The organism is Thalassospira sp. MCCC 1A01148, assembly GCF_001613795.1.
Taxonomy (GTDB): domain Bacteria; phylum Pseudomonadota; class Alphaproteobacteria; order Rhodospirillales; family Thalassospiraceae; genus Thalassospira.
Map to the genome: position 1 here is coordinate 61,908 of NZ_LPVZ01000004.1, position 24,667 is coordinate 86,574.

At 55.6% G+C, this 24,667-nt stretch carries 23 protein-coding genes; 9 read left to right on the top strand and 14 right to left on the bottom strand.

The genetic code is table 11. The annotated features are described in order from the left end of the window. Positions 1-139: 139 nt before the first annotated feature. The 3 genes from AUQ43_RS01560 to AUQ43_RS01570 are packed head-to-tail and all read left to right on the top strand — an operon-like array spanning position 140 to position 2,641. Positions 140-874, top strand: coding sequence for an SIMPL domain-containing protein (locus tag AUQ43_RS01560; protein WP_062953879.1), 735 nt, complete (start codon positions 140-142; stop codon positions 872-874). A gap of 48 nt (positions 875-922) precedes the next feature. Continuing rightward, positions 923-1,747, top strand: a complete 825-nt coding sequence (locus tag AUQ43_RS01565; RefSeq protein ID WP_232310551.1) for an rRNA large subunit pseudouridine synthase E — start codon at positions 923-925, stop codon at positions 1,745-1,747. Between the two features lie 6 nt (positions 1,748-1,753). Next, on the top strand, positions 1,754-2,641 hold the full coding sequence (locus AUQ43_RS01570) for a 23S rRNA (adenine(2030)-N(6))-methyltransferase RlmJ (protein WP_062953880.1): 888 nt from the start codon (positions 1,754-1,756) through the stop codon (positions 2,639-2,641). 65 nt (positions 2,642-2,706) lie between these two features. Here the strand turns inward: AUQ43_RS01570 and AUQ43_RS01575 are convergent, their stop codons facing one another. After that, entirely contained in the window at positions 2,707-3,411 is a 705-nt protein-coding gene (locus AUQ43_RS01575; protein WP_062953881.1) for a ChrR family anti-sigma-E factor, read from the bottom strand. After that, positions 3,408-3,998 carry a sigma-70 family RNA polymerase sigma factor gene (locus tag AUQ43_RS01580; protein WP_062953902.1) on the bottom strand — a complete coding sequence of 197 codons (591 nt, stop codon included), beginning with the start codon at positions 3,996-3,998 and terminating at the stop codon, positions 3,408-3,410. Before AUQ43_RS01580 ends, AUQ43_RS01575 begins: the two co-directional genes overlap by 4 nt. A gap of 212 nt (positions 3,999-4,210) precedes the next feature. Between AUQ43_RS01580 and AUQ43_RS01585 the strand changes: the two genes are divergently transcribed. The 5 genes from AUQ43_RS01585 to AUQ43_RS01605 all read left to right on the top strand — a co-directional run bounded on the left by AUQ43_RS01585 (position 4,211) and on the right by AUQ43_RS01605 (position 9,578). After that, positions 4,211-5,554: an NAD(P)/FAD-dependent oxidoreductase gene (locus AUQ43_RS01585; protein WP_062953882.1), complete on the top strand. Its 1,344-nt coding sequence runs from the start codon at positions 4,211-4,213 to the stop codon at positions 5,552-5,554. Continuing rightward, positions 5,551-6,384 (top strand): DUF1365 domain-containing protein, encoded by an 834-nt coding sequence (locus AUQ43_RS01590; protein ID WP_062953883.1) that lies wholly within the window; start codon positions 5,551-5,553, stop codon positions 6,382-6,384. Before AUQ43_RS01585 ends, AUQ43_RS01590 begins: the two co-directional genes overlap by 4 nt. A gap of 5 nt (positions 6,385-6,389) precedes the next feature. Further along, positions 6,390-7,667 (top strand): cyclopropane-fatty-acyl-phospholipid synthase family protein, encoded by a 1,278-nt coding sequence (locus AUQ43_RS01595; protein WP_062953884.1) that lies wholly within the window; start codon positions 6,390-6,392, stop codon positions 7,665-7,667. After that, a complete protein-coding gene (locus AUQ43_RS01600) occupies positions 7,654-9,000 on the top strand; it encodes an MFS transporter (protein ID WP_062953885.1) in 1,347 nt (448 codons plus the stop codon). The genes AUQ43_RS01595 and AUQ43_RS01600 overlap by 14 nt, the downstream gene beginning before the upstream one ends. A gap of 86 nt (positions 9,001-9,086) precedes the next feature. Continuing rightward, complete coding sequence (locus AUQ43_RS01605; RefSeq protein ID WP_062953886.1) at positions 9,087-9,578, top strand: DUF3833 domain-containing protein; 492 nt, start codon at positions 9,087-9,089, stop codon at positions 9,576-9,578. Here the strand turns inward: AUQ43_RS01605 and AUQ43_RS01610 are convergent. From AUQ43_RS01610 to AUQ43_RS01620, 3 genes are read right to left on the bottom strand one after another with little or no spacing between them, the layout of a single operon-like run. Next, positions 9,541-9,987 (bottom strand): nuclear transport factor 2 family protein, encoded by a 447-nt coding sequence (locus AUQ43_RS01610; protein WP_062953887.1) that lies wholly within the window; start codon positions 9,985-9,987, stop codon positions 9,541-9,543. The two genes, AUQ43_RS01605 and AUQ43_RS01610, sit on opposite strands and share 38 nt — an antisense overlap. Further along, positions 9,984-10,751, bottom strand: a complete 768-nt coding sequence (locus AUQ43_RS01615) for an SDR family oxidoreductase (protein ID WP_062953888.1) — start codon at positions 10,749-10,751, stop codon at positions 9,984-9,986. Before AUQ43_RS01615 ends, AUQ43_RS01610 begins: the two co-directional genes overlap by 4 nt. Next, on the bottom strand, positions 10,748-11,560 hold the full coding sequence (locus tag AUQ43_RS01620; protein WP_232310552.1) for a DUF6134 family protein: 813 nt from the start codon (positions 11,558-11,560) through the stop codon (positions 10,748-10,750). The genes AUQ43_RS01615 and AUQ43_RS01620 overlap by 4 nt, the downstream gene beginning before the upstream one ends. A gap of 146 nt (positions 11,561-11,706) precedes the next feature. On the opposite strand from AUQ43_RS01620, the gene AUQ43_RS01625 reads away from it, so the two are divergent. Then, a complete protein-coding gene (locus AUQ43_RS01625; RefSeq protein WP_232310553.1) occupies positions 11,707-12,495 on the top strand; it encodes an RluA family pseudouridine synthase in 789 nt (262 codons plus the stop codon). On the opposite strand, the gene AUQ43_RS01630 is transcribed toward AUQ43_RS01625, so the two are convergent. The 9 genes from AUQ43_RS01630 to zapE all read right to left on the bottom strand — a co-directional run. Beyond that, positions 12,442-13,368, bottom strand: coding sequence for an AEC family transporter (locus AUQ43_RS01630; RefSeq protein WP_062953891.1), 927 nt, complete (start codon positions 13,366-13,368; stop codon positions 12,442-12,444). The genes AUQ43_RS01625 and AUQ43_RS01630 overlap by 54 nt on opposite strands. Positions 13,369-13,419: 51 nt before the next feature. Continuing rightward, positions 13,420-13,866 carry a methylglyoxal synthase gene (locus AUQ43_RS01635; RefSeq protein WP_062953892.1) on the bottom strand — a complete coding sequence of 149 codons (447 nt, stop codon included), beginning with the start codon at positions 13,864-13,866 and terminating at the stop codon, positions 13,420-13,422. Between the two features lie 190 nt (positions 13,867-14,056). After that, complete coding sequence (gene lpdA, locus AUQ43_RS01640) at positions 14,057-15,463, bottom strand: dihydrolipoyl dehydrogenase (RefSeq protein ID WP_062953893.1); 1,407 nt, start codon at positions 15,461-15,463, stop codon at positions 14,057-14,059. A gap of 24 nt (positions 15,464-15,487) precedes the next feature. Then, a complete protein-coding gene (odhB, locus tag AUQ43_RS01645; protein ID WP_062953903.1) occupies positions 15,488-16,768 on the bottom strand; it encodes a 2-oxoglutarate dehydrogenase complex dihydrolipoyllysine-residue succinyltransferase in 1,281 nt (426 codons plus the stop codon). Positions 16,769-16,876: 108 nt separating this feature from the next. Continuing rightward, positions 16,877-19,789 carry a 2-oxoglutarate dehydrogenase E1 component gene (locus tag AUQ43_RS01650; protein WP_062953894.1) on the bottom strand — a complete coding sequence of 971 codons (2,913 nt, stop codon included), beginning with the start codon at positions 19,787-19,789 and terminating at the stop codon, positions 16,877-16,879. 70 nt (positions 19,790-19,859) lie between these two features. Then, positions 19,860-20,735 (bottom strand): succinate--CoA ligase subunit alpha, encoded by an 876-nt coding sequence (gene sucD, locus AUQ43_RS01655; protein ID WP_062953895.1) that lies wholly within the window; start codon positions 20,733-20,735, stop codon positions 19,860-19,862. A gap of 2 nt (positions 20,736-20,737) precedes the next feature. Continuing rightward, on the bottom strand, positions 20,738-21,967 hold the full coding sequence (gene sucC, locus AUQ43_RS01660) for an ADP-forming succinate--CoA ligase subunit beta (protein WP_255356084.1): 1,230 nt from the start codon (positions 21,965-21,967) through the stop codon (positions 20,738-20,740). Positions 21,968-22,108: 141 nt separating this feature from the next. Continuing rightward, complete coding sequence (gene mdh / locus AUQ43_RS01665) at positions 22,109-23,059, bottom strand: malate dehydrogenase (RefSeq protein WP_062953897.1); 951 nt, start codon at positions 23,057-23,059, stop codon at positions 22,109-22,111. A gap of 620 nt (positions 23,060-23,679) precedes the next feature. Continuing rightward, positions 23,680-24,667 (bottom strand): cell division protein ZapE (gene zapE / locus AUQ43_RS01670; protein ID WP_062953898.1); only part of this gene is annotated, 988 nt, incomplete at its 5' end.

A 24,667-nucleotide genomic window follows, 5' to 3' on the forward strand; every position in this document is an offset into this window, starting at 1 on the left:
CCGCTTTTGCCTAAGGACGCCCGCACAAATTGCCCTGCAATCGCCGTTTTTCCCATCAATAGAATGCAGATTAAGTGAAAGTCGCAGCGTGCGAACTTATATCTGGCTTATCGCCTGAAACCTGACAGGGAACTCTACCATGGCGCAATCATCGGGATTTGCAAACGTCGTTGCGGCAACTGTTGTTGCCGTCGGGCTGGCGGCATCTGGTTGGCTGGTCGGGACCGGCATTGAAAATATGCGCGCGCTGGATCGTTATGTCACGGTCAAGGGATTGGCTGAACGCGATGTGAGGGCCGACAAGGCCGTCTGGCCGATTACTTATGTTGCGACCGATGATGTCCTGCAAAATGCACAGGCCAAGATTGATGCCGATACCAACACGTTGTTTGAGTTCCTCGCAAGCCACGGCATTGGTCGCGAAGCCACAGAGCTGCAAAACCTGCAGGTAACCGATCAGCTTGCCCAATCCTATCGGTCCGGGCCGATTGAAAGCCGCTATATCGTCAATCAGACCATTCAGGTCCGCACCGATAATGTCGATGCAGTGGTTGCCGCGTCACAGGATATCGGCAAACTTTTGCAGGGCGGTGTGGTTCTGGGCGGGCAGGGCTATAACCCCGGGCCGAGTTATCTGTTCACCGGCCTTAATGAGATCAAGCCGGAAATGATTGCGGCTGCAACTGCCAATGCCCGCGAAGCAGCCCAGCAATTTGCCACCGATTCCGGCGGTGAACTGGGCGGTATCCGGCGCGCGACACAAGGCCTGTTTCAGATACTGGCCGCCGATGGCGCCCCCAACATGATGGAGGTCAACCAGATCAACAAGACCGTGCGGGTGGTCACCACCATGGAATATCTCATCCGCGAATAGGGGCTGAACTGAGTTGACAGCCTCGTCAAAGCTGGTTTTATGCGCGCCATGGCGCAACTGATCCTGTTTAACAAACCCTATGGCGTTTTGACGCAGTTCACCGACCGTGAAAATGGTCGGGCGACCTTGGCTGACTATATCGATCTGCCCGGTGTCTATGCTGCAGGGCGTCTTGATCGCGACAGCGAGGGTTTGTTGCTTCTGACCGATAACGGGCCGCTCAATGCCCAGATCGCCCATCCGAAATTCAAGAAACCCAAAACCTATCTGGTGCAGGTTGACGGCGAACCCACCGATGAGGCGCTTGAAGCCCTGCGGGCTGGGGTTGAGCTTAAAGACGGTATGACCCTGCCTGCCAAGGCCCGGCGCATTGATGAACCGGACGGGCTTTGGGAACGCGATCCACCGGTGCGCTATCGCAAGGCCATACCGACAAGCTGGATCGAACTGACGATCACCGAGGGCAAGAACCGGCAGGTGCGTCGCATGACGGCAGCGGTTGGCTTCCCGACCTTGCGTCTGATCCGGCATGCCATCGGGGACTGGACGCTGGATGGTTTGGCTCCTGGTGAATGGAAGGTGATCGAGGTTGATGCACCGCCCGCCACCCATCGCAAGCTATCCCCCGGATCGGCCAAGCCGCCGCGCCGCAATCAGTTGCCTGATATTACCAGTGCGCCCAATGCCGACAGCAAAGCCACTGACAAGCATGATGGTGCAAAACCCGGCAAAGTCCGACGCAAGGGGGGATATAAATCGGCGCGCCAACGCAATGCGCCGGGCGATCCTGCGCACAATGTTTCGGGTACTGGTAAACGCACACCGGATCGCTCAAAACCGGCGCGCCACCGTTCGCGCCCGAAGAAAGGATAAGCCGCAATGCTCAGTTACCTGCACGGCTTTCACGCCGGGAATTTTGCCGACATGCACAAGCATGCTGCCCTTTGGCTGATCCTTGAACACTTGCGCAAAAAGAAAAAGCCGTTCTGCGTGATTGATACCCATGCTGGGTCGGGCTGGTATGATCTTGGCAGTGAACAGGCCGCCAAAACCGGCGAGTGGAAAGATGGTTATGCGCGCGCCAAGGAAGCCGCCAAGGCGCCCGAAATGCTGCAGCAATTCTTAACCTACGTCGCGGGCTTTGATCCTTTGGCAAAGGGCCGCGATTATGGCGTGCGCGAAGGCGATGACTATCACGGACCCTTTTATCCCGGATCACCATTTATTGTGCGCGATATGTTGCGCGATGATGATGAATTGATCCTGATGGAACTGCATCCGCGCGAACATGAAACGCTGCATCATCGGGTCAAGCGTGACAGCCGCATTCATCTGCACAAACGCGATGGCTATGAAGGTGTGGTCGGCATGATGCCACCGGCCATTCGGCGTGGACTGGTTCTGATGGACCCAAGCTATGATGTGAAACAGGATTATCAAAAGGCCGCCAAAGCCGTGCGCGAAGCCTGGGAGAAATGGCCAACGGCGACCTTCATGTTGTGGTACCCGATCCTCGAAGACGGATTTGATGCCGAGCTTCGTGCTTCATTTGGCGCGATCAGGGCATCGGGCGGTGTGCTATGCGCTGAGCTTGCCACCGATCAGGGTGGGGCAAAGGGACGCATGCGCGGGACGGGGCTTCTGGTTGTTAATCCGCCCTGGCAATTTGACCATCAGCTTGGCGAAATCGGTGACTGGCTTGCGAAAACTTGCAAGCTGCCCGGACCTGCAAACCATCAGATGCGCTGGCTGGTTGCCGCCGCATAGAAAAAGGCCCCGAAGGCGCGATGCCGACGGGGCCTTAGTGCGTTGGGACGCTTGGGGAGGAGGTATCAGATGCCAAAGAATGGCTGTAGTAATTTAGGCAACAGGCGATTGAACTTCATCGGGGCGTCGGTTGCGATCAGGCAGATGCATTCCTCTGCCGTATCGGCAATCGGTTGATGATCGACATCATCATCAAGGTCAGCAACATCACCCGCCCGGAAACGGCCGATTTCATCGATGTAAGATCCCTTGATCAGCAGCGTCATTTCATGGCCATGATGCCCGTGATCGGGGATCGACACACCCGGTGCGATCTTCATCAGGCGCACGGTGCCCTTGCTTTCGATTGATTTCAGCTGGAAATGCTTCACACCGGGTGCCAGCGTCTTCCAGGGGATGTCTTCAAGCGACATCACGTCGTCTGGCAGCAAATCGGCAAGCGGACGGGGAAGTGCGCTCATGGCGCTGCCCGTGATACTTTCGCCGACCGCGACCCGGCGCAGTGATGGCAGTTCCTGTGTCACGATGTTTTCGTTGGCCGTTTCACGTTCAAGCATCGCCATGACGTGATCAAGAGAATGATCTGCCATTGCCATGCTGTTCGTGGTTTCCAGTGCCGCACCGCCCATGGTTTCAAAGCCATCGACCTTGTCACGGCAGTGTGGGCACACGGTCATGTGGGTTGCGACCAGCAGTTCCATCGCTTGCGACAGGGTACCACTGGCATAGTCCATCAGTGTCTGATCGGTTGGATGATGCTTGATGTTCATGCGACACCTTCCAGTCCGCCACGCAGCTTGCCAAGCGCAAGCCGCAATCGCGACTTCACAGTCCCTAGCGGGATATCCAGACGCTCTGCAATTTCGCTGTGTGAGCAATCTTCGAAAAACGACAATTCTACGACCACCTTCTGATCGGCTGGTAATTCCGCCATCGCGGCTTTGACAAGGACGGCCTCTTGGTCACGATTTACAACATCGTCTGCCAGCGGGTCTTCGTCGACAATCAAAGTCGGGTCGGAATCATCAACCTCGATATGTTTGCGTTGCCGGAACCGGTCAATGCGAAGGTTCCTGGCGATGGTAAATATCCACGTACTGGCCGCTGCCTTTGAAGGGTCAAACAGGTGCGCCTTGCGCCAGACCTGCATCATTGCTTCCTGTGCCATTTCCTCGGCGGTTTCGGAATTGCCGCCAAACCGGAACATGTAGGCCTTCACGCGTGGGGCAAAGTGCGCAAACAGTTGCGCAAATGCTTCCCGGTCGCGTGACGCTGCGACGGAAACAATCCAATCGGCACATCTTTTTGCCTCGACCGGATCTGCTGGTCCGGTGCGTCGTGATGTGGTGCCGCTCATTTTGGTTTCAGGTCCCCTTTGGGGCCGCGCCAGGATCGTGTTCATCATGCACTTCCTACGCCGGCCGCATTTGTTTGGATCACATAAAAATGTATGTTTTCGACCAGATACTTACAATCGTGCCGCACAAATAATTCACAGTGATCTGCATGGTTTCGCCATGCGTACTCATATGTAGATTAACACTTTAACTGCAAGCAGGCCGGGCCGATATGAACATTGTCACCTCGGGGAAACTCAATATCGCTGTGGTCGGGTCCGGTATATCCGGCCTGTCGGCGGCCTGGCTGCTCAGCCAATCGCACAATGTAACGCTTTACGAAAAAGATGACCGCCCGGGCGGTCATTCCAATACGGTCGATGCGGGCCAAACCCCCGTCGATACAGGTTTCATTGTTTACAACACGCGATGCTACCCAAACCTGTGTGCGCTATTTGATCACCTCAACGTCGAAACGACGGCAACAGATATGTCGTTTGCCGCCTCCATGGATGAGGGCGGGCTGGAATATGGTGGCGGTGATCTTTCCGCCCTGTTTGCGCAAAAACGCAATCTGTTCCGGCCGCGCTTCTGGAAGATGGTGCGCGATATCCTGCGCTTTTACCGCGAAGCGCCCGCCGCCCTTGAAGACGGCACGGCCGAGCATATCAGCCTGGGGGACTACCTGCGCGACAAGCGGTATTCCAAATCCTTTATCAATGATCACCTGCTGCCGATGGGGGCTGCCATCTGGTCCACGCCAGTCGATACCATGATGGCTTATCCCTTGGCAGCATTCGTGCGGTTTTGTCAGAATCACGGGCTTTTGCAGATCAAGGACCGCCCGCAATGGCGCACTGTGGTTGGCGGATCGCGTGAGTATGTAAAGCGGATGACAGCTGGTATTTCCGGTGGTGTGGTTCTGGATCGTGCCATTTCCAAGGTCGGCAAAACGCCGTCTGGCAAGGCCTTTGTCGAGGACCGCTATGGCAAGCGCGAAGAATTTGATCACGTCGTGCTGGCATGTCATGGTGATCAGGCGCTGGCCTTGCAGGAAGCGCCTGATGCCCGTGTTTCGGAATTGCTGTCGGCCTTTAAATATGAACGCAACCTTGCGATCCTGCACAATGATGCCAGCCTGATGCCAAAGAACCACAAGGTTTGGTCAAGCTGGAACTACCTTGCCGAAGATCATGACGGCGAACAAAAAGTCTGTGTCACCTATTGGATGAACCGTCTTCAGCATCTTGATCAGAACAACCCCCTGTTTGTGACCCTGAACCCGCCGCGTCACCCCGAAGAGGGCAGCGTGATCAGATCGTTTTTATATGATCATCCGCTATTTGATGCCGGGGCGATGGCAGCACAAAAGGAACTCTGGTCGATACAGGGTGTCGATAACATCTGGTATTGCGGCAGTTACTTTGGCTATGGCTTCCATGAAGACGGCATTCAGTCTGGCCTTGCCGTGGCCGAGGCGCTTGGCAATGTGCGTCGTCCGTGGAATGTCGAAAATGAAAGTGGCCGCATCCATGTGGGCGATACTGCGCGCCCGCGATCGAGCGAGGCCGCATGAACAGCCCTTCTCCGATAAAACCGGCATCTGCCCTGTTTGAAGGCGTGGTCACGCATCATCGACTGCGCCCAAAAGAGCACAAGCTGCGCTATCGGGTGTTTTCCTTCTTGCTTGATCTTGATGAAATCGATGGTCTTGCAGCAAAGCTGAAACTGTTCAGTCGCAACCGCTTTAACCTGTTTTCATTCCATGATCGTGATCATGCCGATGGCGGTCCCGCCGATTTGCGCACCCGGTTGGAGGCAATACTCAGCGATCACGGGTTGGCTGATTGCGCGCACAAAATCCTGTTGCTGTGCTACCCGCGTTTGCTTGGTTTTGTTTTCAATCCGCTGTCGGTCTATTTCTGCCATCGGGCGGACGGATCGGTTGGCGCTGTTCTGTATGAAGTCTCAAATACCTTCGGGGATCGACACAGTTATCTGATTCCGGTGGCCGATGGTTCACTTGATGACAACAACGTGCTGCGCCAGTCCTGTGCGAAAGGGTTTTATGTCTCGCCGTTTATCGACATGGTTGCAGATTATCATTTCCGTATTCGGATGCCCGATCAAAACGTTGCGGTCGCCATTCGTGAAACCGACGACAAAGGCGCATTTCTGAATGCGGCCTTTGTCGGTGATCGAACCGAGCTTTCCGACCGTAAACTTCTAGGAGCGTTCATTCGTTACCCGCTTATGACGTTAAAGGTCGTCGCAGGCATCCATTGGGAAGCACTCCATCTTTGGCGCAAGGGTATGACGTTCCACAAACGACCAGCACCGCCAAAGCAGGCGGTAACCTATGTGCTGGAAACCGGGACAGCAGCGGCCCAAGCAGGAAAGAGATAAAAACAATGCCAAACCGCAATCGTAATGCATCCGCCGACGCGCTTCCGCTGCGTGACCGCATCTTGCCGATGCTGGGCAGCGTAACGGGCAGCCGCAGCCTTTTGAAAGCCATGCTCAAGCGGGTTTTGGCGCATTTGCATTACGGACGTTTGACCATTGTCCTGCCCGACGACGACACCCTGCATTTCACAGGTGATCAGGAAACCGACCTGCGGGCTGCCATCCACATCCATGACTGGCAGGCGATCCGCAAACTCGCCACCGGTGGTGACGTTGCCTTTGCCGAGGCCTATATGGATGGCAGTTGGAGCAGCCCTGATCTGACCCATCTGATGCACTTTGCCATGCGCAATGAAACCATCGTGCGCGCCCGTCTGGCTGCCGGGTTTCTGGCCCGTACGGTTGCGCGGATCGGACATCTGCGCAATGCCAATACGCTCGAAGGATCAAAGCGCAACATTGCCTACCACTATGATCTTGGCAACGCTTTCTATCGTGCATGGCTTGACCCCAGCATGACTTACTCCTCGGGCTTGTATCAATCACCAGACATGTCACTTGATGCGGCCCAATCGGCCAAGTACGAACGCATTTGTGAATTGGCTGATCTCAGTCCGGGTGAAAAGGTCCTTGAGGTCGGATGCGGCTGGGGCGGTTTCGCCGAACTGGCTGCGGGCAAGTATCGCTGCAACGTCACCGGTTTGACCCTTTCGAACGAACAGCATGCCTATGCACGGGAACGCCTGTTGCTGCAGGGACTGCATGACCGGACTGATATCGTTCTGCGCGACTATCGTCACGAAGAAGGCCAGTACGACAAGATCGTCTCGATCGAGATGTTCGAGGCCGTCGGCGAAGAACATTGGCCGACCTATTTCGACATGATCCGCAAGCGTCTGAAGCCGGGCGGCAAGGCCGTTCTGCAGATCATCACGATTGATGATGACCGCTTTGAAACCTATCGTCGCGGGGCGGATTTCATTCAGCGCTACATTTTCCCGGGTGGGATGTTGCCATCCCCGACCGCATTGTCAGCAGCGGTCAGCAGAGCCGGGCTTGATCTGCGGCATTCGGAATTTTTCGGCAAATCCTATGCCCGGACTCTGGCCGAATGGCAGCGCAGTTTCCAGCATGCCTGGGATGGTATTACAAAACAGGGCTTTGACATGCGCTTCAAGCGCATGTGGGAATACTACCTTGCCTATTGCGAAACCGGGTTTGATCAGGGCTCGATTGATGTTGGCCTCTTTGTGATCGAACATCGCGAAAATGCGTCCGTCTGAATACCCCACCCGAACGTCCGTTTTCTACGCGCTTCCGGCGATGGCGGCCGCCGTGCCAACCATCCCGGCCTATGTGTTGTTGCCCAGTTACTATGGCGATGACCTTGGCCTTGGTTTGGCGGTGACCGGCATTGTCCTGTTGCTGGTGCGTGTGATCGATATGCTGACCGACCCGGTGGTCGGCTGGTTGTCAGACAAAACGGGCAATCGCAAGCTGTGGACCGGGCTTGGGGCGGTGATTGCCGGGATTGGGCTTTGGTATTTGTTCAGCCCGCCAGCACAGCCAAGTGCGCTTTATCTTCTTATCTGGGCCAGTGTGCTGTTTCTCGGCTGGACGATGTTTCAGGTGCCTTACCTTGCCTGGGGGGCGGATCTTTCAGGCGATTATAAAAAACGCACATCTCTGACGGCCCTGCGCGAAGGTGCGGGGCTGATCGGGATTGTGCTGGCGGGTGCCATTCCGGTTCTGATTAACGCGCCAGATCGGGCCGCCGAAATTCAAACCCTGGCCATCGTGACGCTGACGTTGGGGGCTGTCTTCGTGGCTCTTTTGATCTGGCAGGTGCCCGATCCGGTAGCGCAGCATAAACGCACAAAATCAAGCGCAGCGGGAATGGGATCAGGCAACCTTCTGGTCACTTTGCGCCTTGGCATCCGCAGCCTGCGCGACAATCGCCTGTTCATGCGCCTGCTGGCGGCATGGATGATCAATGGACTGGCGGCTGGCTTGCCGGCGGTCTGCTTTCCGCTTTTTGTCCGCTATTACCTTGAGCTGGGTCAGGATAGCGAGAATATCCTGATCCTGCTTTATTTCGCGGCTGCCATCATCGCCATTCCGCTTTGGGTGTTCATGGCAGGCCGGATTGGCAAGCATCGTGTGTGGTGTCTGGCCATGGTGATGGCGATCATTGCCTTTGTCTTTGTCCCGCTTCTGGATGCCGGTGATTTTGGCGCTTTTGCCGTCATATGCCTTGTCACCGGCGCGGCATTGGGGGCGGATCTTGCCCTGCCGCCTGCCATTCAGGCCGATGTGGATGATTGGGATCGATACCGGTTTGGGGTACGGCGCACCGCCCTTTTGTTTGCCCTTTGGAACATGACCAACAAGCTTGCCATGGCCCTGGCGGCCGGGATTGCGCTTCCGATATTGGGGGCCTTTGGCCTGACCGAGGGCGGGGATGAAAAAACCGGCGCATTGGTTGTGCTGGTTTTGATCTATGCCGTAATCCCCATCGTACTGAAAGCAGGAGCAATCGGGATGATGTGGCGTTTTCCATTGGACAGCACGCATCAGGTTGCCATTCGTCGGCGCCTTTCACGCCGCACCGTTTGATCTTGGGATGTCAGGACAGGAGAAAATCGATGCTGCGAAATACCTTGGCGCTGTGTTTTTTGGTGCTTTTAGTCGGATGTGGGTCAATGAAACCGCAGGATTTTGCGCAAAAGGAACCCCGCTTCGATGTGTTTGATTACTTCGAAGGCAACAGCCGGGCTTGGGGAATTTTCGAAGACCGGTTCGGGACGCTGCGCCGTCAGTTCACCGTTGAAATAACGGGAACGGTCGAGGACGGTGTTTTGACACTTGAAGAAGATTTTATCTATGACGATGGCGAAACAGACCGCCGTGTGTGGGAGATCACCAAAACCGGTGAGCACTCCTATGAAGGGCGCGCTGATGACATTGTCGGGACCGCGATTGGCAGCCAGTATGGCAATGCGCTGAACTGGTCCTATGACATGGATCTCAAGGTCGGTGATGGCGCCTGGCGCGTCGGTTTCAATGACTGGATGTTCCTGCAGCCAGACGGTGTGTTGGTTAACCGGGCACGCGTGAAAAAGTGGGGCTTTGAGATCGGCGAAGTGACGCTGTTCTTTACGAAGGAGCAACCCGTCGTGCAAGCCGCTGAATGAACCAGCGCAGCACGGGAATCTTGGCATAAAAGTTTTGACCGGAATCCCAATGGTCAAAATGCGATGTCAGGCGCGAACCGTCCTGGTTAAAGGTGACTTCCGACATGCCGGTGAATTCCCAATCACCAATAACCTTTACCCGCGCACTGAATTGCCAACGCAAAAAACCGCGATCACCGTCAATCGCGCGATGGGTGACCACAAATCGCGGATGATCCGCATCGGTAAAGGCCTTTGCCAGATAGGCACAGACATTCTTTGGTCCCTGCACCGTGGTGAACGGATCGCAAAACACGAAATCCTCTGTCACCAGACCGTTTAGCTGATCGATCGTTTCGAGCGACAGGGTCGCGTAATAGTCTGCATATGCCGCCAGCAACTGGCGTTTGTTGTCGGAGATTTCGTTCATGCTCGGATCAGTTTGCGCATCAGTTTGAAGAAAAGTGGATAGGGCAAAATTCGGGTCAGCTTCAATTGCCGCACGAAGGGCGGTGGGAAGGCAATCTCGAATTTGTCACTGCCGCTTAGTCCGCGATAGATGAAATCCGCTGCTTGTTCCGGTTCAAGCAAATAGGGCATCTCAAAATCGTTTTTGTCGGTCAGTCGCGTTTTAACAAAACCCGGATTGATCACACGCAGCAACACACCACTACCGCTAAGTTCAGTATGGAGTGATTCACACAAGTTGATCAAAGCGGCCTTTGTCGGGCCATAGGCCGATGCATTGGGCAGGCCGCGATAGCCCGCGACCGATGCCATTACGGCAATCTCGCCGGATTTGCGTGCCCGCATCTTGGCCAAAAGCGGCTCAAGGCAATTGACGATACCGACATAGTTGGTCTCGACATGGCTTCGGATGGTTTCGGCCGAAAATGCGCTTAACTTCATTGGTGAATAGATACCAGCAGCCAAAATCACCAGATCGGGCAGGCCAAACTTGTCTTCAACCGTGCCAAAGGCGGCATTAACCGCATTTGGATCGGTGATATCGAGTGCTACCGGGGTTAAATCGGGCATTTCTGTCGCAAGTTCGTTCAGTTTGTCAGCATTTCGTGCCGAAATGATGATTTTCTGGTCCGGGGATGTCGGGTTTTCATGGAATTTGCGGGCCACTGCCGCGCCGATACCCGACGATGCTCCGATAATCCAGATGGTCTGGAAGTTCTTGCTCATTCCTCATCCTTTTGCGCGGTTTGTGTCGCGCAACTCATACAGCGATAGGTGATTTTCGATCCATCACGCGCATCGAACGCCAGACCGACCCAACGGCCATCAGCATCATACCATGCGGTGGTTTCAAGTTCGCCGTCATAGGTGAACCTTGTCGCCCGCAACGTTCCGTCCGTTGTGCGCAGCATTTCAGTCTCGTTTGCGCGGATATCAACTGTGTTTGCTTTGCCGGTGATGGTGTTAAGGACCGCATTGCTGTCCAGTACGCCGCAATGCCAGTGATCGGTTGGGAAAATGTCCCTTGGCAAAGCCCGCTCACCATCCGGCCCATTGACGACAAGTGTTCCCTGATCATCAGCCTTGGCGACAACTTCTGTTTGGTCACCATCGTCATCAACCCGCACAGACAGCACAGCCAGTTGGTTATTTTGCCACAGGCTTTCGGACCGATAGGCAAAGCTATAGGCGTTAAAGCCCAAAAAGCTGATATCGATGTTACTTTGTGCAACCACCTGCAGTCCATCGCGGCCCTGATTGAACTGGACAACGTGGCTTCCGACCGGGGCGTCGTTGCGCCGGATCTGAAAACGAAGCTCGTTACCATACCGCTGGATCGGATCAAATTTGCGGCAGGTATCAGTACCTTCGAAGGCCTGAGACAGTCTTGCTTGCTCTATGGGCGCGTTATCGCCTTGCGTTGCGGTTTGCGCGTTGGCTGCAAACGCAGTCAAAGAAACAACAATGCCGCCCACAAGGGTGCATCCGCCAAGCAGGGATGTTACCGGAGTTGCGCTATATGTCTTCATGATCATGACCAAATCCGGGTTGCAAAAGATATGCGTGCTTCTTGTTACGGATTGCACTGATCTGCGGATCAAACATCATGATCATTGCCCGCTATCGTTCGATGGGGTAAGCAGGGGCTCAACGGGCCCGCCCCGAAATGAAAGGCCACGCCATGCTCCATCCGATTGCAGAAGACCTGATTGCGCATGTCCTGCACCGCGATTCCAACATCATTGTGCTGAACAAGCCGCCGGGACTGGCATCGCATGGCGGGCCAAAGACCTATTTTCACGTTGATGCCTATCTGCCCGATCTGAAGTTTGGCATTCAGCCCGAACCGACGCTGGCGCATCGGCTCGACCGCGATACTGCCGGCTGCCTGTTGCTGTGCCGTCACCCGAAATCATCGAAAAAGATCACCCGCCTGTTCACCGAAAAGAAAATCGGCAAAACTTATTGGGCGGTGGTGCATGGCGCGATGGAAGAGGATCATGGTTTCATTGATGCGCCGATTGGCAAGGTCAATGATGAAAGCGGCTGGACCATGCTGGTCCACGAGGATGGGCAGCCGTCAAAAACCGAATACACCGTGCTGGGCCGTGGCAAGGACGCAGATGGTAATGATATCACCTGGCTTGAGCTTGTCCCCCATACCGGGCGGACACACCAGCTGCGTGTGCATCTTGATCATATCGGACATCCAGTGATTGGCGATCCGTTCTATGGCCGTGGTGATGAGCCGCCGATCTTTGGCGCGCCACCGACCCTGATGCTGCTATCGCGTCAGATTGTCGTGCCGTTCCATGCTGACCGTGATCCGGTAATTGTTGACGCACCGCCCCCCGAATTGATGCGTCCGGGGCTCGAAGCCTGCGGCTATGACGGCGACTACGCCGCGCATGCAAGCTCAATTGATGCTCAATACACCGGCGATGATAGCGACGCTGAAGGCGGAGAGTAAGGTTTCCAGCGTGATGATCGATGCCATCGCCTCGGCATCGCCATTGAGTTGGCGCGCCAGGATATAGGCATTGCCCGCACACGGCATCCCGGCATACAGAACCCCCATCGCCAGAACCATGCCCTCGACACCAGCAAGGTACAGGCAGACACCGGTAATAACCGGCAGCACTGCAAGCTTGATGGTGGTCGAAAGCGCAATCGCGCCAAGCGCCTTTTTGTCCATGATAAAGCGAAGCCCGGCCCCGACCGAAAGCAGGCTCAGCGGCAGGGCTGCGGTCTTGAACAGGGCAGCCGTATTTTCGATGGGCAGTGGAACGTGAATATTACTCACATTCAGGATCGCACCGGCTCCGGCGGCAATAATGATCGGGTTTTTGACAATCCCGCCCATGATGCGCTTAAGGTTGCTTTTCCCGCTGCTGAACGCGCTTAGGACAACCACACCAAGCATGTTGGTGGCAATCACCATTACCGCAACAAAGATGATGGCAAGGGCAAGCCCCGCTGCCCCGTAAAGCGCATCGGCAACGGCGAGCAAGACATAGCTGTTGTAGCGAACCGACCCCTGAAAGATTGATGTGAAAAGCGGCGTGTCACGCGTAATCAGCGGTCGCAGCAAAAGCAGCGCAGCTGATAAACCAAGCGTTGCGGCCAAGGTAACGCCAACCGCAGTCCCGGCATCGCCACTGGAAAAATCTGCACGGTAAATCTCGACGATCAGAAGCGATGGCAACAACAGATAATAGGTCAGCCGGTCGATCCCGGCCCAGATATCTGCCGCCTTGATCAGATATCGTTTCAGCGCCGCGCCGACCAGAATGGCGGCAAAGATCGGAAAGATCGCGGCGATGACATCATAAGCGAGCTGCATGGTGGGTGGGGCGCTCCGGTGGCGAGAATCTCTGGCCGTGCTGTTTGGCGACTAGACCTGTCGGTTGCTGTAATCGGCAAAGACCTGTTCCGGGGAATGATCGCGATATTGTTCGCAGATTTCCTCGAACCTGGGATTGCTGATCAAAAGGTCCGCCGTGCTTTGATTGCACGCGATCGGCACTTCATACATGTTGGCCAGCCGGATCAGGGCACGGACATCAACATCGTGCGGCTGGGGTGTCATCGGGTCGGTGAAAAAGAACATGGCCTGCAATTCGCCGTGCGCAATCATCGAACCCAATTGCTGATCGCCGCCAAACGGGCCGCTTTTAAGCGGCTGGACATCGAGTTCGGTGAAGCGTTCCTGCAAAACCCGCCCGGTGGTGCCGGTGGCAAAGATGCGCATATTGGCAAACACATCCTTGTGTTTTTCAAGCCAGTCAGCCATTTCGCGTTTGCGACGGTCGTGGGCAACCACGCCAACAGACAGCACCATTTTCGTTCTCCGGGCCAGTAAACAGGATTTGTCATACTAATCTGCAATCGTGCCCAGCGTCACCTGCCAAAAGTCCGACAATTACGCAAACCAGATAGAACTGAAAGGCTTAGCGGTCTCATGCCGTCACCACAAAACAAAAAGGCCGCCTCAGTCGAGGCGGCCTTTTGCAGATCAGGAAACTGATCGATTACATGTGGATCGCGCGTTTGTCCGCGTCCAGCGCTGCTTCCTTGACGGACTCGCCAAGGGCAGGGTGGGCATGGCAGGTGCGTGCGATGTCTTCGGCAGACGCGCCGTATTCCATCGCCAGAACCACTTCGGCAATCAGATCGCCCGCAGCCGGGCCGACAATATGCGCGCCGACAACACGGTGCGTTTTCTTGTCTTCGATGATTTTGACAAAGCCTTCGGTGCTTTCCATTGCCTTGGCGCGACCGTTTGCGGTGAAGGGGAATTTGCCGACTTTGTAGTCTGCGCCTTCTTCCTTCAGCTGCTCTTCGGTTTTGCCAACAGCGGCAACTTCCGGCCAAGTGTAAACAACACCCGGGACCTTGCCGTAATCGACATGGCCTTCTTCGCCGGCAAGCATTTCTGCCAGGGCAACGCCATCTTCCTCGGCCTTGTGGGCCAGCATCGGACCAACGATGGTATCGCCAATCGCAAAGATGCCGCCAACATTGGTCTGGAAGTGTTCGTCGGTTTTGACACGACCACGGTCGTCAAGTTCAACACCGACATTATCCAGGCCAAGGCCATTGGTGTAGGGACGGCGACCGATGGCCACCAGAACCACGTCGGCTTTGAGTTCCTCTGCATCGCCGCCCTTGGACGGTTCAACAGTCAGGGTCACGCCGGACTTGGTGGTTTTGGCACCGGTAACCTTGTGGCCGAGTTTGAATTCAAGGCCCTGCTTGGCGAAGATGCGCTGGGTCTGCTTGACCAGATCGCCATCCATGCCCGGCAGAATACGGTCAAGATATTCAACAACGGTAACTTCGGCACCCAGACGGCGCCACACGGAACCAAGCTCCAGACCGATCACGCCAGCGCCAATCACGACCATCTTCTTCGGCACTTTCGGAAGAACCAGGGCGCCGGTCGAGGAGACGATTTTCTCTTCGTCGATCTCGACACCCGGCAGCGGGGTAACTTCCGAACCCGTCGCGATGACGATGTTCTTGGCATTCAGGGTTTCTTCGCCACCATCAAGAAGGGCAACCTTGACCGAGGTCGGCGAGGTGATTTCGCCAGCACCTTTGACATAGGTAATCTTGTTCTTTTTGAACAGGAATTCGATGCCCTTGACATTGCTGTCAACGACCTTGTCCTTGCGCGCCATCATCTTTTCGATGTTGACCTTCGGCTTGGAGACTTCGATGCCGTGGGTATCGAAATGCTCGGTCGCTTCTTCGAACAGGTGCGAGGAATGCAGCAGGGCCTTGGACGGAATGCAGCCAATATTGAGGCAGGTGCCGCCAAGTGTGCCGCGTTTCTCAACGCAGGCAACCTTAAGGCCAAGCTGTGCGGCGCGGATGGCGCATACGTAACCGCCAGGACCGCCACCGATCACGACAACGTCGTAGTTCTCACTCATGAGTTCTTTGATCCTTTTGTCTGATCAGATGTCGAGCAGAATGCGTTCCGGGTTCTCGATGCATTCCTTGACGCGTACCAGGAAGGAAACGGCTTCGCGGCCGTCAATGATACGGTGGTCATAGGAAAGCGCGAGATACATCATCGGGCGAATTTCGACTTTGCCGTCGATTGCGACCGGGCGCATCTGGGTCTTGTGCATGCCAAGAATACCGGACTGCGGTGCATTCAGGATCGGCGATGACAGCAGCGAGCCAAAGACACCACCGTTCGAGATGGTGAAGGAACCGCCGGTCATTTCATCCATGCCAAGTTTGCCGTCACGGGCACGCTTGCCGAAATCGACAATGGTGCTTTCCAGATCAGCAAAGGTTTTTTCCTCTGCCGAACGGATAACCGGAACGACCAGACCCTGCGGGGTACCAACGGCAACGCCGATATCGCAGTAGTTCTTGTAGATGAAGCTGTTGCCGTCGATCTCGGCGTTAACAGCCGGCCATTCTTTCAGCGCCGTGGTGCAGGCCTTGATGAAGAAGGACATGAAGCCAAGCTTCACACCGTGTTTCTTCTCGAACCCGTCCTTGTACTTGTTACGGCAAGCCAGAAGGTTGGTCATGTCCACTTCGTTATAAGTGGTCAGCATGGCCGCAGTGTTCTGGGCTTCTTTCAGGCGGCGCGCGATGGTCTGGCGCAGCTTGGACATCTTGACGCGCTCTTCGCCGTCACGCAGTTCGCGTTCCGGTTTCGGAGCCGCCGGTGCGCTCGGTGCCGGTGCTGCAGCGCGGGACGCCGATCCGCCACCTTCAAGGAAGTTCAGAACGTCGCCCTTGGTCAGGCGGCCGTCTTTGCCCGTTGCCGGGATTTTCGACGGGTCAAGGTTCTTGTCTTCGACGAGTTTGCGAACCGCCGGTGCCAGCGGATGATCGCTGTTGGTGGTGGCTGCTTCTGCCGATGCGGCAGCCGGGGCTGCTTTCGGCTCTTCTTTTTTCTCGGCTTTTTTCGCAGCCGGGGCTTCTTCTGCCTTGGCTTCGGATTTTTCTTCAGCCGGTGCTTCGGCGGAGCCTTCGGCACCTTCGTCGATGTGCGCGATCAGTGCGCCAACTTCAACTTCGTCGCCTTCTTCAACAACCAGTTCGGCGATCGCACCCGCGACCGGGGCGTTGACTTCGACGGTGACCTTGTCGGTTTCAAGTTCGACAATCGGTTCATCGGCAGCAACAGCTTCGCCGACTTTTTTGTACCATTTGGCCACCGTGGCTTCGGTAACAGACTCGCCCAGTGCGGGAACTTTAACTTCAGTCGCCATTTTTTCCTCGACCGTTTTTTCAATCAGGCAGTGTGGGTCTGCCAAGATACGAATGAATTCTAAATGAACGGATCGAACGGGCGATTTCTCGCCCGTTCGATGAAAGTGTTAGACGCTCAGTGCCTTGTCGACCAATTCGGCCTGCTCACGCAGGTGAGCCTTCAGAAGGCCCGTCGCCGGCGAAGCAGATGCTGCGCGACCGACATAAACAGGACGACCCGTCTTGTGCTTGATGCTGGCAAGCGTTGCCTCGATCCGGCGATCAACAAAGTACCAGGAACCCATGTTCTCTGATTCTTCCTGACACCAGACGACATCAGCATTCGGGTATTTGGCCAGTTCAGCAGCCAGTTCTTGTTCCGGCCACGGATAAAGCTGTTCAACACGCACAAGCGCAACATCTTCGATGCCACGGTTTTCGCGTTCGGCAAGCAGATCATAATAGACCTTGCCCGACGACAGAACGACGCGCTTGACCTTTTTGTCGTCCACCAGCTTGCCGGTTTCGCCGATCACCGTCAGGAATTTGGTTCCTGATGCAAAGTCGGACAGGTTCGACACACACTGTTTGTGACGCAGAAGCGATTTCGGCGTCATCAGGATCAGTGGCTTACGGAACGAACGACGGATCTGACGGCGCAGGATGTGGTAATAGTTTGCCGGCGTCGTGCAGTTCGCCACCTGCATGTTGTTTTCACCACAAAGCTGCAGGTAACGTTCCAGACGCGCGGAACTGTGTTCCGGACCCTGGCCTTCGTAACCGTGCGGCAACAGCATCACCAGACCGGACATACGCAGCCATTTGGCTTCGCCCGAGCTGATGAACTGGTCAATAATGACCTGTGCACCGTTGGCAAAATCACCGAACTGAGCTTCCCAGAGAACCAGCGAATGCGGTTCTGCAAGGGTGATGCCGTATTCAAAGCCAAGAACACCAGCTTCGGACAGTGGCGAGTTGAGAACCTCAAGCTCGGCCTGACCGGTACGGATGTTATTGAGCGGGGTGTATTTTGCCTCGTTGGTCTGATCGATCAGTTTGGCATGACGCTGCGAGAAGGTACCGCGCTGGCAGTCCTGACCCGACAGACGCACCGGTGTGCCTTCGCACATCAGGGTCCCGAAGGCCAAAGCTTCTGCTGTGGCCCAATCAATGCCTTCGCCGGTTTCAAACATCTTCGCCTTGGCCTTCAGCTGACGAAGGATCTTGCGGTTGATGTCAAAGTCACTCGGCGGGGTTGAAAGGGCGCGACCAACTTCCTGAAGAAGGTTTTCTTCAACACCCGTCTGGCCGATCCAGTCAGCATCTTCGCCATGCGAGGATGCCAGACCCGACCATTTGCCCTCAAGCCAGTCAGCCTTGTTCGGACGGTAGTTTTCGGACGCCTTGAACTCTTCATCAAGGTAATCCTGGAACGACTTGTCCAGTTCCTTGATGCGTTCTTCGCTCAGAAGACCTTCCTTGACCAGCTGTTGTGCATAGATGTCCTTGGTGGTCGGGTGTTTGCCGATCACGTCATACATCTTGGGCTGGGTGAATGCCGGCTCGTCGCTTTCGTTGTGGCCAAAGCGGCGATAGCAGAACATGTCGATCACAACGTCCTGCTTGAACTCCTGACGGAATTCGGTCGCGATGCGCGCAGCGTGAACGACAGCTTCGGGATCGTCACCATTGACGTGCAGGATCGGGGCCTGAACGACTTTGGCAATGTCCGAGCAATACGGCGAAGAACGGGAATCGGTCGGCTTGGTCGTGAAACCGATCTGGTTGTTGACCACAAAGTGGATCGTACCACCGGTACGGTACCCCTTGAGGTGCGACAGATCGAAGGTTTCCGCCACAAGACCCTGACCGGCAAAGGCCGCATCACCGTGCAGGAGGATACCCATAACCTGCTCGCGATTGGTGTCTTTGCGCTGGGCCTGCTTGGCGCGGACCTTACCAAGAACAACCGTGTTCACTGCTTCAAGGTGCGACGGGTTTGCCGTCAGCGACAGGTGAACAACATTACCGTCAAATTCACGGTCGGCGGAGGTGCCAAGGTGATACTTAACGTCACCAGAGCCCATCACGTCGTCCGGTTTGGACGGGTTGCCCATGAATTCCGAGAAGATCGCCTGGAACGGCTTGCTCATGACGTTGGCAAGAACGTTCAGACGGCCACGGTGCGGCATGCCGAACACAACCTCGCGGATGCCAAGCTGGCTACCGCGTTTAAGGATCTGTTCAAGTGCCGGCATCAGGGCTTCGCCACCATCAATACCGAAACGCTTGGTACCGACATATTTGGTGTGAAGATAGTTTTCGAAACCTTCGGCTTCGATCAGGCGCTCAAGGATTGCTTCCTTGCCACGGGTGGTGAACTGCGTCTGGTTGCCGATGCTTTCGATACGCTGCTGAATCCAGGATTTCTGTTCCGGTTCCTGAATGTGCATGAACTCGATGCCGATCGATCCGCAATAGGTCTTGCGTGCCAGCGAGACGATCTGACGGATGGTCGCGGTTTCAAGGCCAAGAACATTGGCAATGAAGATCGGACGATCCATGTCGGCTTCGGTAAAGCCATAGGTTTTCGGATCAAGTTCCGGATGCGGTTCACGCGGCGCAAGGCCCAGCGGATCCAGATTCGCTTCAAGATGGCCGCGTACCCGGAAGGAGCGGATCAGCATCAGCGCGCGAATGGAATCATTGGCTGCAGCACGGATGGCGTCGGAATTTACCTGACCTGCCGTGGGTGCTGCGTGGGGTGCCGGTGCGTAGCCCGCCATCGGAGCCGGGCGTTCGGCGTGCCCCTGTGAGACGTCGTATCCCTCCATGCCGCCAACAACCTTGGTTTCCCGTGGCTGCCAGCTCGGCCCACGCATTTCTGCGAGGAGTTCGGAGGCGTCGTCCTGCAACCCGTCAAAAAACTCAGCCCAGCTCTGGTCAACCGCAGACGGGCTTTCCAGATACCGGGCGTAAAGTTCAGCGATGTAGGTTGCGTTCGACTCGTTCAGAATCGTGTCGAGATCTTGAGGTTTCATTTGTGGTCTTGGAAGGCATGGTCCCCAAGAAGGACCACGCCCCCCCTTGCCTTTCCTCTGACTACCCAGATTAGCCCTTCAAAGCCTTCAGCATGGTCGAGCCGAGGCTTGCCGGGGAATCGGCAACAAGAACGCCAGCGCTGCGCATGGCTTCCATTTTGGCATCCGCGGTACCTTTACCACCGGAGATGATCGCACCGGCATGGCCCATGCGTTTACCCGGAGGTGCGGTTACACCGGCGATGAAGCCAGCAACCGGTTTCTTGACCGAGGAAGCCTGCAGGAATTCACATGCTTCTTCTTCTGCCGAACCACCGATTTCACCGATCATGATGATGCCTTCGGTTTCCGGATCCTTCAGGAACAGGTCGAGGCAGTCGATGAAGTTGGTGCCGTTGACCGGGTCACCACCGATACCGATACAGGTCGACTGACCCAGGCCAGCGGCCGTGGTCTGTGCAACTGCTTCGTAGGTGAGCGTACCGGAACGTGAAACGATACCGATTTTACCGCGGCGGTGAATGTGACCCGGCATGATGCCGATCTTGCATTCGTCCGGGGTAATGATACCCGGGCAGTTCGGGCCGATCAGGCGGGTCGACGAACCGTCGAGCGCGCGCTTGACGCGGACCATGTCAGCAACCGGAATACCTTCGGTGATGCAGACAGCCAGCTCGACTTTGGCGTCGATGGCTTCAAGGATTGCGTCTGCTGCGAAGGGCGGCGGAACATAGATGACCGAGGCATTCGCGCCGGTCGCGTGAACCGCTTCGTCAACAGTGTTGAAAACCGGCAGGTCAAGGTGCTTGGAGCCGCCTTTGCCCGGGGTTACACCGCCAACCATCTTGGTGCCGTATGCCAGTGCCTGTTCGCTGTGGAACGTGCCCTGCGAACCAGTGAAACCCTGGCAGATAACTTTGGTGTTTTTATCGACGAGAACAGCCATAGTTACGCGGCCTCCTTCACAGCTTTGACCACCTTCTCGGCGGCATCGGCAAGGTTGTCAGCCGAGACAATCGGCAGACCCGATTCTTCGAGGATCTTCTTGCCAAGTTCGACATTGGTACCTTCAAGGCGAACGACCAGCGGGACGTTCAGGCTGACTTCGCGGGCTGCTGCCACAACGCCGTCTGCAATCACGTCACAACGCATGATACCGCCAAAGATGTTGACCAGGATGCCTTCAACATTCGGATCCGACAGGATCAGTTTGAAAGCAGTGGTCACACGTTCTTTGGTCGCGCCGCCACCAACGTCAAGGAAGTTAGCCGGTTCGCCACCATACAGCTTGATGATGTCCATGGTTGCCATGGCAAGGCCTGCGCCGTTGACCATGCAGCCGATGGTGCCATCGAGCTTGATGTAGTTGAGGCTGTGTTTTGCAGCTTCGAGTTCGGCCGGGTTTTCTTCGTCTTCGTCACGCAGCTCTTCGATGTCCGCATGGCGGAACAGGGCGTTGTCGTCGAAGTTCATTTTGCAATCAAGCGCGATGATGTCGCCTTCGCCGGTCACAACGAGCGGGTTGATTTCAACCATGGCTGCGTCGGTGTCGAGGAAGCACTGGTACATTGCCGACATGAATTTGACAGCTTTGGAAACCTGCTTGCCTTCGAGGCCAAGGGCAAATGCCAGCTTGCGACCGTGGAAGCCCGAGAAGCCAGCAGCCGGATCGATGTCAACGGTGACGATCTTTTCCGGGGTTGCTTCGGCAACTTCTTCGATGTCCATGCCGCCTTCGGTCGACGCCATGAAGATCACACGCGAAGATGCGCGATCAACGAGAACCGACAGATACAGTTCGCGTGCGATGTCGCAGCCTTCTTCGATATAAACGCGTTTGACTTCTTTGCCGTCCGGGCCGGTCTGGTGGGTGACCAGGGTGGAGCCGAGCATCTGTTCAGCGTTTTCGCCGACTTCTTCCGGGCTCTTGACGACGCGAACGCCGCCTTTGTCACCTGCTTTGGCTTCCTTGAAGGTGCCTTTACCGCGGCCACCTGCATGGATCTGGGATTTTACCACGTAAACCGGGCCAGCCTGGGACTGGGCAGCTTCGATGGCTTCCTGAGCGGTATATGCAACCTTGCCGTTCGGCACGGTCACACCGTATTTGCGAAGAATTTCTTTCGCTTGGTACTCATGAATATTCATGTTCGGTCGCTTTCTTGCCTTCCGTACGATTTCCGGTGGGTCAGAAATCTGGATTTCAATGTCCCTTAACGAGCGGGAGGGACTTTGTTAAGAGGCCCGCGATCATTGAAGTTTGAAAAACAACAATGATTGAAAAACGGGCCGGTCGATGACCAGCCCGTTCCGCGTTCTTTAGAGCATGCCCTTGGCAGCATCGACAAGGCCGCGAACTGCATTCACGGAATTATCGAAGTTTGCCTTTTCGGACTCGTCAAGATTGATCTCGACGATGCGTTCTACACCGTTGGCACCCAGAACAACCGGGACACCAACATAAAGACCGTCAACACCGTATTCACCGCTCAGGTAAGCAGCAACCGGCATGACGCGCTTCTGGTCTTTGAGGTAGCTTTCCGCCATCGAGATTGCCGAAGCAGCCGGGGCGTAGAAAGCAGAACCGTTTTTCAGCAGGCCGACGATCTCTGCGCCACCGTCACGGGTGCGCTGAACGATCTGGTCGATTTTTTCCTGCGTGGTCCAGCCCATTTTGATCAGATCCGGAACCGGGATACCGGCAACGGTCGAATAGCGGATGGACGGGACCATGGTGTCGCCGTGGCCGCCAAGGACAAAGGCGGTAACGTCTTTGACCGAGACGTCGAATTCTTCTGCAAGGAAGTAACGGAAACGTGCGGAGTCCAGAACGCCTGCCATGCCGACAACTTTCTTCGGATCGAAGCCGGTTGCCTGCTGCATTACCCAGACCATCGCATCAAGCGGGTTGGTAATGACGATGACGAAAGCGTCAGGAGCATGTTCCTTGATGCCCTGACCAACCTGGGTCATGACTTTGGTGTTGATACCAATCAGATCATCGCGGCTCATGCCCGGCTTGCGAGCAACACCAGCGGTGACGATGACGACATCCGCGCCTGCGATGTCTTTGTAGTCACTGGTACCCTTGAGGTCGGCATCAAACATGTCGACGGGGGAGGATTCAGCAATGTCAAGCGACTTGCCCTGTGGCATGCCATCAACGATGTCGAAAAGGACGACGTCGCCAAGCTCTTTCAGGCCGACGAGGTGAGCAAGCGTGCCACCAATATTGCCGGCGCCGACGAGCGCGATCTTGTTGCGGGCCATTCCGTTACCTTCTTCCCTATTGCGCTTCCTGGGGGTCGAAACTCAACTTGGGAGCGCTATTGAAAATTTAAACCTGCGAACGCGAAATAATCGTTCGTAAACATCGAGTGTCGTAAACTGAATCGCCACGAATGACAAGGGGAAACCCCACTGTTTTTACGAGGAAAACCGCCGCTTCGGGGTTTATTGCAACTAACGTCTAAACGCTTAAAAACCATTCACGCTGCAACTGCGAAGACAGGCAAATGTCCAGCAAAACCAAAGCTGGTTTACGATTGAGGCCTGCCTAAATGAAAGGCAGTCTGCGCCTTTGCTGCGAATTCGGGCGTATGAACCGGATTACACCAACGCAGCAATGCGCAAAACAGCTATCAGCCATGCGATCCGCTCGGGGGCGAGAAAACTTCTAATATGACGGATTTTGCGTGAATGAGCGTTTCCCCTGCGTTAAACGCAAGATTCAAGTGAAGATAAGCACCCATATGGCGAATAATTGCGGCGGATTCAAAATCGCCGTATCGGAGTCGTTGCGCATGGGTCAGTCTTTGACTTCCCATCCATCTTCGAAAGCGGCAATTCCCGCCGATTGATCGGAAATAGCCATTCCCCGACCTTCACCATCAGGTCAGATGCGCCATATCGAGATATTCCTGACTGCGCATCTCGGTCATGCGCGACACCGTGCGCTGGAATTCGAACGAATAGTCGCCATCGGTGTAGATCTCGGCAGGGTCGCATTCAATCGCACAGATCAGCTTGGTTTTATGCTCATACATCGCATCAACCAGTGTGCCGAACCGCTTTGCCCAGTCCCGGCGTGAGTCGGGCAGTTTGGGGATGAATTCAATCACGATTGTATGGAAATGCGTCGCCAGCGCGATGTAGTCCCCCGGTCCCAGTGGTCGGGTACAGAGTTCTTCAAAGCTGAATTTAGCAACCCCGGCACCCGCTGCGGCGATTTCGATCTTGCGGCCCTTGATGCTCAGACTGTCCGGGGCGACGCGCGCGCCTTCGGTCAGGGTGGCAAACATCTCGGTAATGCGCGGGGATGCTTCCTCAGGCGTGGTCGGGTACAGGAAGACTTCGGCAGCGGTCAGATTGCGCATGCGATAATCGGTCGGGCTTGCCAGTTCCAGCACGTCGAGCTTCTGCTTGATCATGTCAATGAAGGGGAGAAAGTTCTGGCGTTGCAGGCCATCCTTGTACAGGTCATCGGGCACGCGGTTTGATGTCGTCACAATCACCACCCCATGATCAAACAGCTGTTCGAACAGGCGGCCAAGGATCATGGCATCGGTAATGTCTGTGACCTGCATCTCGTCAAAGCACAGCAACCATGCGTCTTCGGCAAGGTCCTTGGCAATTGGCGGGATCGGATCGGCATCGTCTTTTTTCTTGGTCTGACGATAACGGTGCATGCGTTCATGCACGTCCTGCATGAAATCATGGAAATGAACGCGACGCTTTTTTTCAATGTCGATGGTTTCATAAAACAGATCCATCAACATTGATTTGCCACGCCCGACTTCGCCGTAAATATAAAGCCCGAGCGGCGGGGTGGGTTCATCGCGTCGCCGGGTCAGGCCAAACCGTTCGCGCCAACCGCCG

Bases quoted from the DNA above. Each gene is read 5' to 3' on its own strand.
- AUQ43_RS01560 (WP_062953879.1), top strand. From the start codon at position 140: ATGGCGCAATCATCGGGATTTGCAAACGTCGTTGCGGCAACTGTTGTT.
- mdh (WP_062953897.1), bottom strand. From the start codon at position 23,059: ATGGCCCGCAACAAGATCGCGCTCGTCGGCGCCGGCAATATTGGTGGC.
- AUQ43_RS01590 (WP_062953883.1), top strand. From the start codon at position 5,551: ATGAACAGCCCTTCTCCGATAAAACCGGCATCTGCCCTGTTTGAAGGC.
- AUQ43_RS01600 (WP_062953885.1), top strand. From the start codon at position 7,654: ATGCGTCCGTCTGAATACCCCACCCGAACGTCCGTTTTCTACGCGCTT.
- lpdA (WP_062953893.1), bottom strand. From the start codon at position 15,463: ATGAGTGAGAACTACGACGTTGTCGTGATCGGTGGCGGTCCTGGCGGT.
- AUQ43_RS01575 (WP_062953881.1), bottom strand. From the start codon at position 3,411: ATGAACATCAAGCATCATCCAACCGATCAGACACTGATGGACTATGCC.
- AUQ43_RS01615 (WP_062953888.1), bottom strand. From the start codon at position 10,751: ATGAGCAAGAACTTCCAGACCATCTGGATTATCGGAGCATCGTCGGGT.
- AUQ43_RS01630 (WP_062953891.1), bottom strand. From the start codon at position 13,368: ATGCAGCTCGCTTATGATGTCATCGCCGCGATCTTTCCGATCTTTGCC.
- AUQ43_RS01570 (WP_062953880.1), top strand. From the start codon at position 1,754: ATGCTCAGTTACCTGCACGGCTTTCACGCCGGGAATTTTGCCGACATG.
- AUQ43_RS01620 (WP_232310552.1), bottom strand. From the start codon at position 11,560: ATGATCATGAAGACATATAGCGCAACTCCGGTAACATCCCTGCTTGGC.
- odhB (WP_062953903.1), bottom strand. From the start codon at position 16,768: ATGGCGACTGAAGTTAAAGTTCCCGCACTGGGCGAGTCTGTTACCGAA.
- AUQ43_RS01625 (WP_232310553.1), top strand. From the start codon at position 11,707: ATGCTCCATCCGATTGCAGAAGACCTGATTGCGCATGTCCTGCACCGC.
- AUQ43_RS01565 (WP_232310551.1), top strand. From the start codon at position 923: ATGGCGCAACTGATCCTGTTTAACAAACCCTATGGCGTTTTGACGCAG.
- AUQ43_RS01605 (WP_062953886.1), top strand. From the start codon at position 9,087: ATGAAACCGCAGGATTTTGCGCAAAAGGAACCCCGCTTCGATGTGTTT.
- AUQ43_RS01650 (WP_062953894.1), bottom strand. From the start codon at position 19,789: ATGAAACCTCAAGATCTCGACACGATTCTGAACGAGTCGAACGCAACC.
- AUQ43_RS01595 (WP_062953884.1), top strand. From the start codon at position 6,390: ATGCCAAACCGCAATCGTAATGCATCCGCCGACGCGCTTCCGCTGCGT.
- AUQ43_RS01610 (WP_062953887.1), bottom strand. From the start codon at position 9,987: ATGAACGAAATCTCCGACAACAAACGCCAGTTGCTGGCGGCATATGCA.
- AUQ43_RS01580 (WP_062953902.1), bottom strand. From the start codon at position 3,998: ATGAGCGGCACCACATCACGACGCACCGGACCAGCAGATCCGGTCGAG.
- AUQ43_RS01585 (WP_062953882.1), top strand. From the start codon at position 4,211: ATGAACATTGTCACCTCGGGGAAACTCAATATCGCTGTGGTCGGGTCC.
- sucD (WP_062953895.1), bottom strand. From the start codon at position 20,735: ATGGCTGTTCTCGTCGATAAAAACACCAAAGTTATCTGCCAGGGTTTC.
- AUQ43_RS01635 (WP_062953892.1), bottom strand. From the start codon at position 13,866: ATGGTGCTGTCTGTTGGCGTGGTTGCCCACGACCGTCGCAAACGCGAA.